This is a genomic window from Microbacterium thalli (genome assembly GCF_028737325.1).
In the GTDB taxonomy this organism is placed as follows: Bacteria; Actinomycetota; Actinomycetes; order Actinomycetales; family Microbacteriaceae; genus Microbacterium; species Microbacterium thalli.
Map to the genome: position 1 here is coordinate 148,102 of NZ_JAQZCH010000002.1, position 14,466 is coordinate 162,567.

A 14,466-nucleotide genomic window follows, 5' to 3' on the forward strand; every position below is an offset into this window, starting at 1 on the left:
GACACCCGGTTAACCTGAAGGGCGCCGGAGTCGACACGGCTCCGGCGCCCCGCCATGTCCGCAGAGCGGGCGCTATCCTGTCGAGGCGCTACAGCGCCCACGACCCCCCAACAGAAGGAAGATCCACGCGATGGTCGGATTCGTCCTCAGGCGTATCGCCGTCTCGATCCTGGTCCTGCTCGCAGCATCGTTCATCATGTACGTGCTGTCCGCCAACTCCGGTGACCCCCTCCAGGACCTGCGCGAGTCGAGCGCTCCGAATCGAGACCAGCTGATCGCCGCCCGCGTCGCGGCCCTGGATCTGGACACGCCGGTTCCGCTGCGATACTTCCTGTGGCTCGGCGGTGCGGCTCAGTGCCTCGTGCCGTTCATCGGCACGTGCGACCTCGGCTCGACCATCTCCAACGCGCAGGTGACCGACATCCTGCCGACGGCGATGCTGTCGACGCTTCAGCTCGTCACCGTTGCGCTGGTCGTCGCGATCGTCCTCGGCATCGCGGTCGGCATCGTCACGGCGCTGCGCCAGTACAGCGGCTTCGACTTCTCGGTCACGCTGCTCAGCTTCTTCCTCTACTCCCTCCCCGCCTTCCTCATCGCGGTGCTCCTGAAGGAGTTCATCGCGCTGGGCTTCAACAACTTCCTCCAGTCCGAGACGAGCATCGCGCCGTGGGTGATCATCCTGCTCACCGTGCTGAGCGGGTTCATCTGGCAGGCCGCCGTCGGCGGGGCTCTCAAGCGCCGACTTCTCGTCGCGGGTGTCTCGGCCGCTGCCACCGCCGCTCTGCTGGTGTACTTCGACCTCACCAACTGGTTCCGCCAGCCTGGTTTCGGCCCCGTCGGGATGCTGCTCCTCATCGTCGGGGTGGTCATCGTCACCACGGCGCTCGTCGCCGGACTCGAGAACCGTCGGGCGCTCATCGTCGCCGGCGTGAACGGCCTCATCGGTTACGTCTCCTACTTCGCCCTTCAGGGTCTGCTCGACATCTCGTCGATCGGCACGCTGCTGATCCTCGCGCTCGGTGCGATCGCCGTCGGCCTGCTGACCGGATGGCTGCTGGGCGGCACGGACCGCGGACAGGCGATGCGCATCGGCGTTATCGTCGCGGTTCTCGTGGGCGCCCTGACGCTGATCGACCGCTTCATGCAGTCGTGGCCGCAGTACATGGCGAACCCCCGCATCAACAACCGCCCGATCGCCACCGTCGGCGCGGCGACGCCCGGCTTCACCGGTGACGTGTGGCTGACGGGTATCGACACCTTCACCCACCTGCTGCTGCCGACCATCGCGCTGCTGCTGATCTCGTTCGCGGGATACACGCGCTACGCGCGCTCGGGCCTGCTCGAGGTCATGGGTCAGGACTACATCCGCACCGCGCGCGCGAAGGGTCTCTCCGAGCGCACCGTCGTCATGCGTCACGCGCTGCGCAACATGCTGATCCCTATCGCGACGCTCGTCGCGACCGACGTGGGAGCACTGCTCGGCGGCGCCGTCATCACCGAGCGCGTCTTCGCGATCAGCGGCATGGGATCGCTGTTCGTGTCGTCGCTCGAGCGCGTCGACGTGAACCCGATCATGGGCTACTTCCTGGTCATCGCGTTCACCGCGATCCTGTTCAACTTCCTCGCGGACCTCGCCTACGCCGCGCTCGATCCCCGAGTGCGAGTAGCCGCGTGATCGTCCCGACCCCTCGTACCCCGGAGGCCATCCGATGAGCCAGATGATGCCCGAGCCCGTCGAGGCTCCCGCCGCCCCCACGACCGTCGACGACACCGTCGGCGTCAGCCAGGGTCGCCTCATCCTCCGCCGCTTCCTCGCGAACAAGGTCGCCGTCGTCTCCGGGATCCTTTTCCTGCTGCTGGTCGGCTTCTCGATGAGCGCGATCGGGTTCGGCCCCATCCCCGGCTGGTGGAAGCACGACTACACGACCCTGTCGCCGCAGACCGGTGGCGGCGCTCCGACCCTGTCGCTCGTTCCCGAGTGGCTCGGCGGCAACGGCATCTCGCTCGGCGAGCACCCGTTCGGACAGAGCCGTATCGGCATCGACTACTTCGCGATGACGATGCGCGGTGTGCAGAACTCCGTGATCGTCATGCTCGTGATCGGCGTGGGCGGCACGGTCATCGGAACCGTCGTCGGTGCGATCGCCGGGTACTACCGCGGCGTGATCGACGCGATCCTGATGCGCATCACGGACGTCTTCATCGTCATCCCCGCCCTCGTCATCGGCGCCATCGTCGGCCGGGCGACCGGTGGCCTGGGCGTGTGGCTGCTGGCGGCCTTCCTGGCGCTGGTGTCGTGGATGGTGATCGCCCGTCTCGTGCGCGCCGAGTTCCTCAGCCTGCGCGAGCGGGAGTTCGTCGAGGCGGCGCGGGTGGCCGGTGCGAGCGATCTGCGCATCATCTTCAAGCACATCCTCCCCAACGCCGTCGGCGTCGTGATCGTCGCTGCGACGCTGCTGGCCGCCGCCGCGATCCTGCTCGAGACCTCGCTCAGCTACCTCCAGCTCGGCGTGCGTCCGCCGGACGTGTCGCTCGGCCTCATCATCTCCGACAACCAGTCGGCCTTCCAGACGCGGCCGTGGCTGTTCTGGTGGCCCGCGACGTTCATCGTGCTGCTGGCACTGCTGGTGAACTTCGTCGGCGACGGACTGCGCGACGCCTTCGACCCGCGCCAGAAGCGCTTCTCGCGTCGGCGTACGAAGGAGCGGGCATCCTCGTGATGCGCGTTCCCCTGTCAGAGCAGGAGCACCCCCGCGACGAGCGCGGTGGTGCCCAGCACGACCGCGACGATCTCGGCAGTGCGCGGGCGGCGTTCGACGCTGATCCGGTCGGCCTGACCGGGCTCGATCGCGCCGCTGTCGCGCAGACGCTCCCAGCGTCCGCGCACGAGCTCGGCGGCGCGGCCGGAATCGGTGCCGGGCAGGTCGCCCGGACGGATGCCGCCGGCTCCGCCGAGTCGGTCGAGGCGGCGCTTCTCGGAGCGGGTCGCGCGGAACGCGGTCAGCTGGCCGGGGGCGGGAGCCGCGGTGGCGCGGATGCGCCGTCCGGGCGTGTGGAGCGTCAGGGCGAAGGCCGTGTCGACGTGGATGAGCGCGCCCCACGGGATGCGGTGCTCGAGCAGCACGTTCTGGACGTGCACGGCCTCGTCGTCGACCGTCACGCGCGGCGACCACAGCAGCGCCCACACCAGTGCCGCGCCGCCCGCGGCCGCCACGGGGACGCCGACCAGCAGCGGAAGCGCACCCGGGGTGACCAGCGTGGCCCCGGCCGCGGCCGCGAGTCCCGCCCACAGCAGGATGCTCAGCACCTTGTTGAACGTGGACCGGAACGTGACAGCCTGCATCCGCTTATTCTTTCATCCGATGCCGCCGCGACCCGGCGGACCGAGCCGCGAAGGATCGCGCCATGAGCACTCCCATCGACCCCTCCGTTCCCGCGCTGGAGATGATCGACGTCAGCGTCGACTTCGCCGTTGACGGCTACTGGGTTCCCGCCGCCAAGAACCTCAACTACAGCATCGCGCGTGGCCAGGTCGTCGCCGTGGTGGGCGAGTCCGGCTCCGGCAAGAGCGCGAGCTCGATGGCCATCCTTGACCTCCTGCCGGTCAACAGCCGGGTCCGGGGTGAGATCAAGGTCAACGGACGCGACGTGACCGGCCTCAGCCCGCGACAGCTGCGTCAGCTGCGCGGCTCCGAGGTCGCCGCGATCTTCCAGGAGCCGATGACGGCGCTCAACCCGGTGCTGACGGTCGGCTTCCAGATCATCGAGGCGATCCGCGCGCACACCTCCAAGACTCCGAGCGAGGCGAAGGCCCGCGCGCTCGAGCTGTTGGGCATGGTCGGTCTGCCCGACCCCGAGAAGGCGTTCTCGTCGTACCCGCATCAGCTGTCGGGCGGCCAGCGTCAGCGGGCGATGATCGCGCAGGCGATCTGTCTCGACCCGGCGCTGCTGATCGCCGACGAGCCGACGACGGCGCTCGACGTCACCGTCCAGGCCGAGATCCTCGACCTGCTTCGCGACCTGCGCGACCGGCTGCAGTCGGCCGTGCTCCTGATCACGCACGACATGGGCGTCGTGGCCGATCTCGCCGACTGGATCGTCGTCATGAAGGACGGCGAGGTCGTCGAGCAGGGGACGGTCACGCAGGTGCTCGGTAACCCGCAGGCCGTGTACACGCGCGAGCTGCTGGCGGCGGTACCCCGTCTCGGCCAGGGCGGCGAGGGAGACGAGACCGTCGACGTCGTCGAGGCCCTCGCGAGCGTCGTCGAGGAGCACGTGGCCGCGCCGCTCGTCGACCCGACGGTCGGCCCCCGGGTCGAAGCGCCGGTGCTGTCGCTCCAGAACGTCTCGATCGAGTACGGCAAGCGCGGTCGGGTGGCCGCGTTCCGGGCGGTGGACGACGTCTCGCTCGACATCGCCGAGGGAGAGATCGTCGGCCTCGTGGGCGAGTCGGGGTCGGGCAAGTCGACGATCGGACGGGCGGCGATCGGGCTGCAGCCGATCGCCGAGGGCAAGCTCGTCGTCGACGGCATCGACATCAGTGGTGGCGACCGCAAGGTGATCCGCTCGCTGCGCCGCAAGGTCGGCATCGTGTTCCAGGACCCGTCGTCGTCGCTGAACCCGCGGCTGCCCATCGGCGAGAGCATCGGCGAGCCGATGCTGCTGGCGGGGGAGGCGAAGGGGTCGGCCCTCGACAAGCGCGTGGAGTCATTGCTCGACGACGTCCGTCTGCCGCGTTCGTACCGCAACCGCTACCCGCATGAGCTTTCGGGCGGTCAGAAGCAGCGCGTCGGCATCGCCCGCGCGCTCGCGCTCAAGCCCCGTCTGCTCGTCGCCGACGAGCCCACGAGCGCCCTCGACGTCTCGGTCCAGGCGCGGGTGCTCGAGCTGCTGAGCGAGCTGCAGGCGGAGTACCGTTTCGCCTGCCTGTTCATCAGCCACGACCTCGCGGTCGTGGACGCGATGGCCGACCGGATCGTGGTGCTCTACCACGGGCAGATCGCCGAGCAGGGAACCCGAGACGAGATCCTCCGGGCTCCCAAAGAGGCCTACACGCAGCGTCTCATCGCCGCCATCCCGGTGCCGGACCCGGCCGAGCAGGCCGCCCGCCGGGCCATTCGCCGACAGATCCTCGACGTCTCCTGAGGCCTCGAGACCGCTTTCGCAGGCGTCCCGCATCCGCGCGGGGCGCCTGCGGTAAACTGGAGCGTCGGCATCCCGGCGTTTTCCCTTCATCCTGAGGATTCCTTCATGGCGCACGCCCTTCGTCCTGACCTCCGCAACGTCGCGATCGTCGCGCACGTCGACCACGGCAAGACGACGCTCGTCGACGCCATGCTCCGCCAGACCGGCTCGTTCGGCGAGCACGCGCACGTCGAAGAGCGCGCGATGGACTCGAACGACCTCGAGCGCGAGAAGGGGATCACGATCCTCGCCAAGAACACGGCGATCACCTACAACGGCGTGCACACCGACGTCCCCGTGACGATCAACGTGATCGACACCCCGGGCCACGCCGACTTCGGCGGCGAGGTCGAGCGCGGTCTGTCGATGGTCGACGGCGTCGTGCTCCTCGTCGATGCGAGCGAGGGCCCCCTCCCGCAGACCCGCTTCGTGCTGCGTAAGGCGCTCGAGGCCAAGCTGCCGGTGATCCTCCTGGTCAACAAGACCGACCGTCCCGACGCCCGCATCGCCGAGGTCGAGGAAGAGGCCCACGACCTGCTGCTCGGGCTCGCGGGCGACCTCGTCGACGACGTGCCCGACCTCGACGTCGACGCCCTGCTCGACGTGCCCGTCGTGTACGCGTCGGGCCGCGCCGGCGCGGCATCCCGCAACCGTCCCGAGAACGGCGACCTGCCCGACAACGACGACCTCGAGCCGCTGTTCGAGGCGATCCTCGAGCACGTCCCGGCACCGGCCTACGACGACGAGGCGCCCCTGCAGGCGTGGGTGACGAACCTCGACTCGAGCCCCTTCCTCGGCCGCCTCGCCCTGCTGCGCGTCTTCAACGGCACGCTCAAGAAGGGCCAGACGGTCGCATGGGTCCGTCACGACGGCACCCACAGCAACGCCCGCATCACCGAGCTGCTCATCACGAAGGCGCTCGATCGATTCCCCGCCGAGTCGGCTGGTCCCGGTGACATCGTCGCCATCGCCGGCATCGAGGAGATCACGATCGGCGAGACGATCGCCGATCCCGAGGACGTCCGGCCGCTGCCGGCCATCACGGTCGACGACCCCGCGATCTCGATGACGATCGGCACGAACACCTCGCCGCTCATGGGCAAGGTCAAGGGCCACAAGCTCACCGCGCGCATGGTGAAGGACCGCCTCGATCGCGAGCTCATCGGCAACGTCTCGCTCAAGGTCGTCGACATCGGCCGCCCCGACGCGTGGGAGGTGCAGGGCCGCGGCGAGCTGGCCCTCGCGATCCTCGTCGAGAACATGCGCCGCGAGGGCTTCGAGCTGACCGTCGGCAAGCCGCAGGTCGTCACCCGCCGCGACGAGAACGGCAAGCTCACCGAGCCCTACGAGCACCTCACGATCGATGCGCCCGAGGAGCACCTCGGCGCGATCACGCAGCTGATGGCTGCGCGCAAGGGCCGCATGGAGACGATGACCAACCACGGCACCGGCTGGGTGCGTATGGAGTTCGTGGTGCCCTCCCGCGGCCTCATCGGGTTCCGCAGCGAGTTCCTCACCATCACGCGCGGCACCGGCATCGCCAACGCGATCTTCCACGGTTACGACGAGTGGGCCGGCGCGATCTCGACGCGTCAGAACGGCTCGATCGTGGCGGACCGCACGGGCGTCGTGACGCCGTTCGCGATGATCGCCCTGCAGGAGCGCATGAGCTTCTTCGTGCAGCCCACCGAAGAGGTGTACGAGGGCATGGTGATCGGCGAGAACTCGCGCGCCGACGACATGGACGTGAACATCACCAAGGAGAAGAAGCTGACGAACATGCGCTCGTCGACCTCCGACTCCTTCGAGTCCATGACGCCCCCGCGGGTGCTGACGCTCGAGGAGTCGCTCGAGTTCGCGCGCGACGACGAATGCGTCGAGGTCACCCCCGAGAAGGTGCGCATCCGCAAGGTCGTCCTCGACGCGACCGAGCGCGGCCGTGCCGCCTCGCGTGCCAAGCGTCAGGACGCCGGCTCCTGATCATCGGACGCTGACGACGACCCCGGATGCCCGCGCGGCTCCGGGGTCGTCTCATTCCGCGGTGCGGTCAGTGCCGCAGGACCTTCGACATGTCCTTGCCCCGCGCCACTTCGTCGACGAGCTTGTCGAGATAGCGGATCTTCTGCATCAGCGGGTCCTCGATCTCCTCGACGCGGATGCCGCAGATCACGCCCGTGATCATCTCCGCGTTCGGATGCAGTCGGGCCTGGGCGAAGAAGTCCGCGAACGTCGTACCGCCGGCGAGGTGCGCGTCGAGCTCCGCCTGATCGAAGCCGGTGAGCCACCGGGTGACCTCGTCGACGTCGGCGCGGGTGCGCCCCTTGCGCTCGACTTTGGCGACGTAATGGACGTACACCGACGCGACGCTCATCGTGAACACGCGACTCATGCCCGCCAGGCTACCGGGCGCGCCACCGGGGCATCGATAGCATCGGACGGTGCAACAGGATGCCGCTTCACGTCAGGCCTGGCGCGATGGCCTCGGCGTGTCGCTGGCCACGAGCGCGTACGGCGTCTCGTTCGGAGCGCTGGGTGTCGCCGCGGGCCTCGACATCTGGCAGACGTGCGTCCTCAGCCTCCTGATGTTCACGGGCGGCTCGCAGTTCGCGTTCGTCGGGGTCGTGGCATCCGGCGGACTGTCGGCGATCCCCGCCGCGATCGCGTCGGCGGCGCTGCTCGGGGTGCGCAACGTCGCCTACGGCCTGCGCATGGCGCCGATCATCGGCGGGGGAGCGGCGCGGCGTCTCGCAGCCATGCCGTTCACGATCGACGAGTCGGCGGCCGTGGCTCTCGCGCAGAGCGACGCCCGCGCTCGGCGCATCGGTTTCTGGGTCACGGGCATCGGCATCTACGCCGGCTGGAACCTCTTCACGCTCGTGGGGGCGCTGCTCGGCGATGTGCTCGGCGATCCGCGCGCGTACGGACTGGATGCCGCTGCGGCGGCGGCGTTCCTCGCGCTCTTGTGGCCGCGGCTGCGGCGCGGCGAGGCGGTGGTCGTGGGTGTCGCGGCCGCGGTGGTCGCGGCCGTCGCGACGCCCGTGACGATGCCCGGCGTGCCCGTCCTCGTCGCCGGAGTCGTGGCGATCGTGGTGGCTGTCGCGCTGCCCGCGCGGCGAGCCGGGGGAGAGCCCGACGACGTCGCGGAACGGCAGGGTCTGCCGTGACGCTCTGGACGGGAATCCTCGTCGCGTCGATCGTGTGCGTCGCGCTCAAGGCGGTCGGGTACCTGTTGCCGCCGCGCTGGTTCGACGGTCCGCGCGCGCAACGGACGATCGATCAGCTGACCGTCGCGCTGCTCGCCGCGCTCGTCGTCGTGCAGACGCTCGGGTCGGGCACTGCCATCGTGGTCGATGCCCGGGTGCCCGCGGTCATCGCCGCCGCCGTGCTGCTCGTGCTCCGCGCACCGTTCCTGCTGGTGGTCGTCGCGGCGGCGGGCGTCGCCGCGGCGCTTCGGGCCGTCGGCTGGGCCGCCTAGGATGAAGCGGTGACACAGATCTGGCCCCGCATCGCCGGGTGGGCGGTGGCGGCGGTGGCGGGTGTCGTCTACGGCGTGGCCGGCACCATCGGCCAGGCATACACGTGGGGCGTGCTCCCCGTGGGGCTCATCGTCGCGATCATCGGTGTCACCGGACTCGTCGCCGGGCTCCGGCTGCTCACCGGCGACCGATGGGTCGCCCTGGCGAGCGGGCTCGGCGCGCTCGTGGCCACGATCGTCTTCTCGGGTCGCGGCCCGGGCGGTTCGGTCGTCGTTCCCGCGCCCCCGGAGGGCCAGCTCAGCACCGGTCTCATCTGGACGTTCGCGCTGCCCGTGGTGGTGGCGATCGTCGTCGGCTGGCCGTCGCTGGCGGCGGCTCGTCGGGTACACACGAACTAGACTCGATCTCGTGACTTATGTGATCGCTCTTCCGTGCGTGGACGTGAAGGACCGCGCCTGCATCGACGAATGCCCCGTGGACTGCATCTACGAGGGGGAGCGCTCGCTCTACATCCATCCGGACGAGTGCGTCGACTGCGGCGCGTGCGAGCCGGTCTGCCCGGTCGAGGCGATCTACTACGAAGACGACCTCCCGAGCGAGTGGCAGGACTACTACACCGCGAACGTCGAGTTCTTCGACGACCTCGGATCGCCGGGCGGCGCTGCCAAGATCGGCGTCATCGCGAAGGACCATCCCCTCGTGGCCGGGTTGCCGCCGCAGGGGGAGGGGCATTGAGCGTCCGGGATCTCGCGGACTACCCCTGGGACGCCGTCGCCCCGTACGCCGAGACGGCACGTCGACACGCGGACGGCATCGTCGACCTGTCGATCGGTTCACCCGTCGACCCGACGCCCGAGGTCGTGGCGGCCGCGCTGCGCGCGGCCACCGATGCGCACGCCTATCCGCAGACGGTGGGCACGCCCGACCTGCGTGAGGCGATCGTCGCCTGGTACGCGCGACGCCGCGGTGTCGCGGGGCTGACGGTGCAGAACGTCCTGCCGACGATCGGGTCGAAGGAACTCGTCGCCCTGCTGCCGATGCTCCTCGGACTCGGAGCGGGCGACGTCATCGTCCACCCCCGCGCCGCATACCCGACCTACGAGGTCGGCGCGCGCCTGGTCGGGGCGACGCCGGTCGCGGCCGACGACCCCGCCGACTTCCCGGCGGGCACGCGCCTGGTCTGGGTGAACTCGCCCGGCAACCCCGACGGACGTGTCCTCGATGTCGCCGAGCTGCGCGCGATCGTCGCGCGTGCTCGCGAGCTGGGTGCGGTCGTGGTCTCGGACGAGTGCTACGCCGAGCTCGGGTGGGACGGAGCCTGGGCGGACGCGGTCGTGCCCAGCATCCTCGACCCGCGGGTCCACGACGGCGACCGCGCCGGTCTGCTGTCGGTCTACTCGCTGAGCAAGCAGTCCAACCTCGCCGGGTACCGCGCGGCCTTCCTCGCCGGCGACGCAGACATCGTCGGTCGTCTCCTGACGGCGCGCAAGCACCTGGGGCTCATGCTCCCGCTCCCGGTTCAGCACGCGATGGTCGCGGCTCTGCACGACGACGATCACGTCGCCGCGCAGAAAGAGCTGTACCGCGCGCGTCGCGACGTGCTGCGCCCCGCGCTCGAGGCGGCCGGGTTCCGGATCGAGCACAGCGAGGCGGGGCTGTACCTGTGGGCGACCGCCGGAGAGGACGCGTGGACCACGCTCGGATGGCTCGCGGAACGCGGCATCCTCGCCGGTCCCGGTCACTTCTACGGCGAGCACTACCCGCAGCACGTCCGCTTCTCGCTCACGGCCCCGCTCGAGCGCATCGAGGCGGCGGCGGGACGCCTCGCCGTTTCGTAGGTTTTCTCCTACGCATCCGCCCATCCCTTGGCGACGTACGGAGTAGGCCCGTGCGCCCGATAGGCTGTAATGACCGCACCGGACGATCGCAAGGAGGCTTCGTGAACGACACGGGCACCCCGCAGAAGGCCACCGTCACCATCGGTGACCGCACCGCGGAATTGCCGGTGCTGCCAGGAACCGCTGGAGTTCCCAGCGTCGACTTTTCGACGTTCACCAAGCAGACCGGGCACACCAGCCTCGACTACGGGTTCGTGAACACGGCGGCTACGCGCTCCGCCATCACCTACATCGACGGCGACCAGGGCATCCTGCGCTACCGCGGCTATCCGATCGAGCAGATCGCCAAGCACTCGACCTACCTCGAGGTCGCGTGGCTGCTGCTCTACGGCGACCTGCCGACGGCGGACGAGCTCGCGGACTTCGACGACCGCATCCGCCGTCACACGCTGCTGCACGAAGACCTCAAGCGGTTCTTCTCCTCGCTGCCCCACACGGCCCACCCGATGTCGGTGCTGTCGGCGGCGACGGCTGCTCTCTCGACGTACTACGAGGACCAGTCCGACCCGAACAACCCCGAGCACGTCGAGCTGAACACGATCCGCCTGCTGGCGAAGCTCCCGGTGATCGCGGCGTACGCGCACAAGAAGAGCGTCGGACAGGCTTTCCTGTACCCCGACAACTCACTGAGCTTCGTCGACAACTTCCTGAAGCTCAACTTCGGCGTGCTCGCCGAGTCGTACCAGGTGAATCCTGTCGTCTCGCGTGCGCTGGAGCGTCTGCTGATCCTGCACGAGGACCACGAACAGAACGCGTCGACCTCGACGGTGCGCCTCGTCGGCTCGACCGGCGCCAACCAGTTCTCGTCGATCTCGGCAGGCATCAACGCGCTGTACGGTCCGCTGCACGGCGGTGCCAACGAGGCCGTCCTCGACATGCTCGCGCGCATCCGCGACTCGGGCGAGAGCGTCGAGCGCTTCGTCGAGCGGGTCAAGAACAAGGAAGACGGCGTGAAGCTGATGGGCTTCGGGCACCGCGTCTACAAGAACTACGACCCGCGGGCCAAGCTCGTCAAGGAGTCCGCCGACGAGGTGCTGACCGAGCTGGGCGTCGTCGACCCGTTGCTGGATCTGGCCAAGGAGCTCGAGGAGATCGCGCTCAGCGACGACTACTTCCGCGAGCGCCGGCTGTACCCGAACGTCGACTTCTACACCGGCGTCATCTACAAGGCGATGGGCTTCCCCACGCGCATGTTCACGCCGCTGTTCGCCATCGGTCGCCTGCCGGGCTGGCTCGCGCACTGGCGCGAGATGCAGAGCGACCCGCAGACCAAGATCGGGCGTCCGCAGCAGCTCTACATCGGCGCGGGCGAGCGGGATTACCCCGTCTCGTAGTCGAGCCGCCGACGGCGAAGAGAAGGCCGGTGCGTCCCCAGGACGTCACCGGCCTTCTCGCGTATCAGTCCGCGAGCAGCGTCGCCGCGTAGTCGGGCACATACCCGTCGAGCTGCTGCGGCGGCCGGTCGTACCCGCCGGAGGGCGGCCGGGGAGGGATCTCGATCTCGGGCCGTTCGACGACCTCGTACGGCACCTGCTGCAGCAGATGGTGGATCATGTTGATCCGTCCGCGCCGCTTGTCTTCGTTGTCGACCTCGTGCCAGCGCGCCTCGGGGATGTCGGTGTGTACGAACATCGTGTCCTTGGCGCGCGAGTAGTCCTCCCATTTCGTGATCGACAGGACATCGTTGGGCGAGAGCTTCCAGCGGCGCATGGGGTCTTCGTTGCGGGAGCGGAACCGCTTCTCCTGCTCCACGTCCGACACGCTGAACCAGTACTTCAGCAGCAGGATGCCGTCCTCGACGAGCATCCGCTCGAAGATGGGCGCTTGGTGGAGGAAGCGGTGGTACTCCTCGTTCGTGCAGTAGCCCATGACCCGTTCGACGCCGGCGCGGTTGTACCACGACCGGTCCATCAGCACGATCTCGCCGGCGGCGGGCAGGTGCGCGACGTAGCGCTGGAAGTACCACTGGCTGCGGTCTCGCTCGGTGGGCGCGGGCAGCGCGACGATGCGGGCGACGCGCGGGTTGAGGTACTCGGTGACGCGCTTGATCGTCGATCCCTTGCCGGCGGCATCGCGCCCCTCGAAGATCACGACGATGCGCGCCCCCGTCGCCTGGACCCACGCCTGCATGTCGACCAGTTGGGCCTGCAGACGCTTCAGTTCGGCCTCGTAGAGCTTCTTGGGCAGACGTTCGACCATCGAACCACCTCCTGGCCGCGAGCATACGCCCCTCGTCGTGGCGGACCGCGCGGCACTAGGGTGTTCCCGTCGGCCTCGCGATCCCCGGGAGATGCACATGTGGACTCAGACGACGGACCCGCTCGGCTCGCTGGTTCTCTCCGCCGTCGTCGCGGCCCTTCCGATCGTCGTGTTCCTCGTCGCGCTCGTGGTGCTGCGGCTGAGCGGCATCCGCGCCGGCCTGATCGCGCTGGTCGCGCAGATCGCCGTGGCGGTGTTCGCGTTCGGGATGCCCGTCTCCGCGCTCGCGGGGGCGAGTCTGCTCGGAGCACTGACGGCGGTCTGGCCGATCGCCTACATCATCGTGATGGCGGTGTGGCTGTACAAGCTCGCCGTAGCGAGTGGCCGCTTCGACGTCATCCGGTCGTCGATCGGTGGCATCTCGACCGATCAGCGCATCCAAGTGCTGCTCATCAGTTTCGCGTTCGGGGCGTTCCTCGAGGGTGCGGCGGGATTCGGCGTGCCGATCGCGATCTGCGCCGCACTGCTCGTGCAGCTCGGGTTCCGCCCCGTCAAGGCGGCGATGATCTCGCTCGTGGCCAACGCCGGCGCAGGAGCGTACGGTGCGATCGGCATTCCCGTGATCGTCGGCGCCCAGGTGAGCGGCATCGACGTCCACGAACTCTCGCGTGCGATGGTGCTCGTGCTGCAGCCGCTGACGCTGCTGATCCCGTTCCTGCTGGTGGTGATCCTCGACGGCGTGCGCGGCCTGCGCGAGACCTGGCCGGCGACGCTCGTGGTGACCATCGTCTTCAGTGGCGTCCAGGCGGGCGTGCTGTGGTTCCTCGGGCCCGAGCTGGCCGACCTGAGCTCCGGACTCGCGGCGATGGTCGCCCTCTTCCTGCTCGGTCGGGTGTGGCAACCCCGGCGCGTGTATCGCGAGCCCGATGCCCCCGAGCCCGAGGTGGTGCGCACGAGCTTCTCGGACGTGGTGGCTGCGTGGAGCCCGTTCTACATCCTCACCGCGGTCATCCTCGTGTGGAGCCTGCCGGTGTTCAAGAACCTGTTCGTCGCCGACGGGCCGCTCGCGGCCCTGGCGCCCGCGGTGCCGATGCCGGGCCTCACCGGCAGCGTGCAGACGGCGACGGGATCGGTCGTCACCGCCGCTTGGAGCTTCACCCCGATCAATGCGACCGGCACCGCGATCCTGCTGGCGGTGCTGATCTCGTTCTGGACCACGCCGCAGCTGCGCGCCGCCGACCTCGCGCGGACCTTGCGCACCACGCTCGCCGAGCTGTGGCCAGCCCTCGTCCTGATCACGATCATCCTCGTGCTCGCGAACATCGCCAATCACTCGGGCGGATCGGCGTCCATGGGCACCGCACTGGCGGCCGTCGGCCCCCTTTTCCCGGTCCTCGCTCCGATCATCGGGTGGATCGGCGTCTTCCTCACCGGGTCGGTCGTCAACAACAACACCCTGTTCGCCCCGCTCCAGGTCGCGACGGCGGAACGGCTGGCGGTCGACCCGGCGCTCCTCGTCGGCGCCAACACGGCTGGCGGCAACGCGGCGAAGGTCATCTCGCCGCAGTCGATCGCGATCGCAGCCGGCGCCGTGGGACTCGCCGGCCGCGAATCCGAGATCCTGCGGGCGTCGATCTGGTACAGCGTGGGGATGCTGGCCTTCATCTGCCTCTGGTGCGGTTTGCTGGCGGCGATCGCCTGAGGCAGAC

Annotated in this window: 14 protein-coding genes; 11 read left to right on the forward strand and 3 right to left on the reverse strand. The window is 69.2% G+C overall.

Going from position 1 to position 14,466, the window contains the following annotated elements; genetic code table 11:
* Positions 1–130: 130 nt before the first annotated feature.
* On the forward strand, positions 131–1,675 hold the full coding sequence (locus tag PUW82_RS08545) for an ABC transporter permease (protein ID WP_274221886.1): 1,545 nt from the start codon (positions 131–133) through the stop codon (positions 1,673–1,675).
* Positions 1,676–1,709: 34 nt separating this feature from the next.
* Positions 1,710–2,720 carry an ABC transporter permease gene (locus tag PUW82_RS08550; RefSeq protein ID WP_337994550.1) on the forward strand — a complete coding sequence of 337 codons (1,011 nt, stop codon included), beginning with the start codon at positions 1,710–1,712 and terminating at the stop codon, positions 2,718–2,720.
* A gap of 14 nt (positions 2,721–2,734) precedes the next feature.
* Here PUW82_RS08550 and PUW82_RS08555 read toward each other — a convergent pair whose 3' ends face one another.
* A complete protein-coding gene (locus PUW82_RS08555) occupies positions 2,735–3,343 on the reverse strand; it encodes a PH domain-containing protein (RefSeq protein WP_274221887.1) in 609 nt (202 codons plus the stop codon).
* A gap of 62 nt (positions 3,344–3,405) precedes the next feature.
* On the opposite strand from PUW82_RS08555, the gene PUW82_RS08560 reads away from it, so the two are divergent.
* Positions 3,406–5,145 (forward strand): dipeptide ABC transporter ATP-binding protein, encoded by a 1,740-nt coding sequence (locus tag PUW82_RS08560; protein ID WP_274221888.1) that lies wholly within the window; start codon positions 3,406–3,408, stop codon positions 5,143–5,145.
* A gap of 105 nt (positions 5,146–5,250) precedes the next feature.
* Entirely contained in the window at positions 5,251–7,164 is a 1,914-nt protein-coding gene (gene typA / locus PUW82_RS08565; protein ID WP_274221889.1) for a translational GTPase TypA, read from the forward strand.
* A 67-nt stretch (positions 7,165–7,231) separates the two neighbouring features.
* On the opposite strand, the gene PUW82_RS08570 is transcribed toward typA, so the two are convergent.
* Positions 7,232–7,573, reverse strand: coding sequence for a DUF2200 domain-containing protein (locus PUW82_RS08570; protein WP_274221890.1), 342 nt, complete (start codon positions 7,571–7,573; stop codon positions 7,232–7,234).
* A gap of 49 nt (positions 7,574–7,622) precedes the next feature.
* On the opposite strand from PUW82_RS08570, the gene PUW82_RS08575 reads away from it, so the two are divergent.
* From PUW82_RS08575 to PUW82_RS08600, 6 genes are all read left to right on the forward strand, one after another.
* Positions 7,623–8,348: an AzlC family ABC transporter permease gene (locus PUW82_RS08575; protein ID WP_274221891.1), complete on the forward strand. Its 726-nt coding sequence runs from the start codon at positions 7,623–7,625 to the stop codon at positions 8,346–8,348.
* Entirely contained in the window at positions 8,345–8,659 is a 315-nt protein-coding gene (locus PUW82_RS08580; protein WP_274221892.1) for an AzlD domain-containing protein, read from the forward strand. Before PUW82_RS08575 ends, PUW82_RS08580 begins: the two co-directional genes overlap by 4 nt.
* 9 nt (positions 8,660–8,668) lie before the next feature.
* On the forward strand, positions 8,669–9,058 hold the full coding sequence (locus PUW82_RS08585) for a DUF6113 family protein (protein ID WP_274221893.1): 390 nt from the start codon (positions 8,669–8,671) through the stop codon (positions 9,056–9,058).
* A gap of 10 nt (positions 9,059–9,068) precedes the next feature.
* Positions 9,069–9,395: a ferredoxin gene (fdxA, locus tag PUW82_RS08590; RefSeq protein ID WP_274221894.1), complete on the forward strand. Its 327-nt coding sequence runs from the start codon at positions 9,069–9,071 to the stop codon at positions 9,393–9,395.
* The gene (dapC, locus tag PUW82_RS08595) at positions 9,392–10,498 is read left to right on the forward strand and encodes a succinyldiaminopimelate transaminase (protein WP_274221895.1); all 1,107 of its coding nucleotides are present in this window, start codon (positions 9,392–9,394) and stop codon (positions 10,496–10,498) included. Before fdxA ends, dapC begins: the two co-directional genes overlap by 4 nt.
* A 101-nt stretch (positions 10,499–10,599) precedes the next feature.
* A complete protein-coding gene (locus PUW82_RS08600) occupies positions 10,600–11,892 on the forward strand; it encodes a citrate synthase (RefSeq protein ID WP_274221896.1) in 1,293 nt (430 codons plus the stop codon).
* 64 nt (positions 11,893–11,956) lie between these two features.
* Here the strand turns inward: PUW82_RS08600 and ppk2 are convergent, their stop codons facing one another.
* Positions 11,957–12,757, reverse strand: coding sequence for a polyphosphate kinase 2 (gene ppk2, locus PUW82_RS08605; protein WP_274221897.1), 801 nt, complete (start codon positions 12,755–12,757; stop codon positions 11,957–11,959).
* 97 nt (positions 12,758–12,854) lie between these two features.
* Here ppk2 and PUW82_RS08610 point away from each other — a divergent pair, with 97 nt between their 5' ends.
* Positions 12,855–14,459, forward strand: coding sequence for an L-lactate permease (locus tag PUW82_RS08610; RefSeq protein WP_274221898.1), 1,605 nt, complete (start codon positions 12,855–12,857; stop codon positions 14,457–14,459).
* Positions 14,460–14,466: the final 7 nt, after the last annotated feature.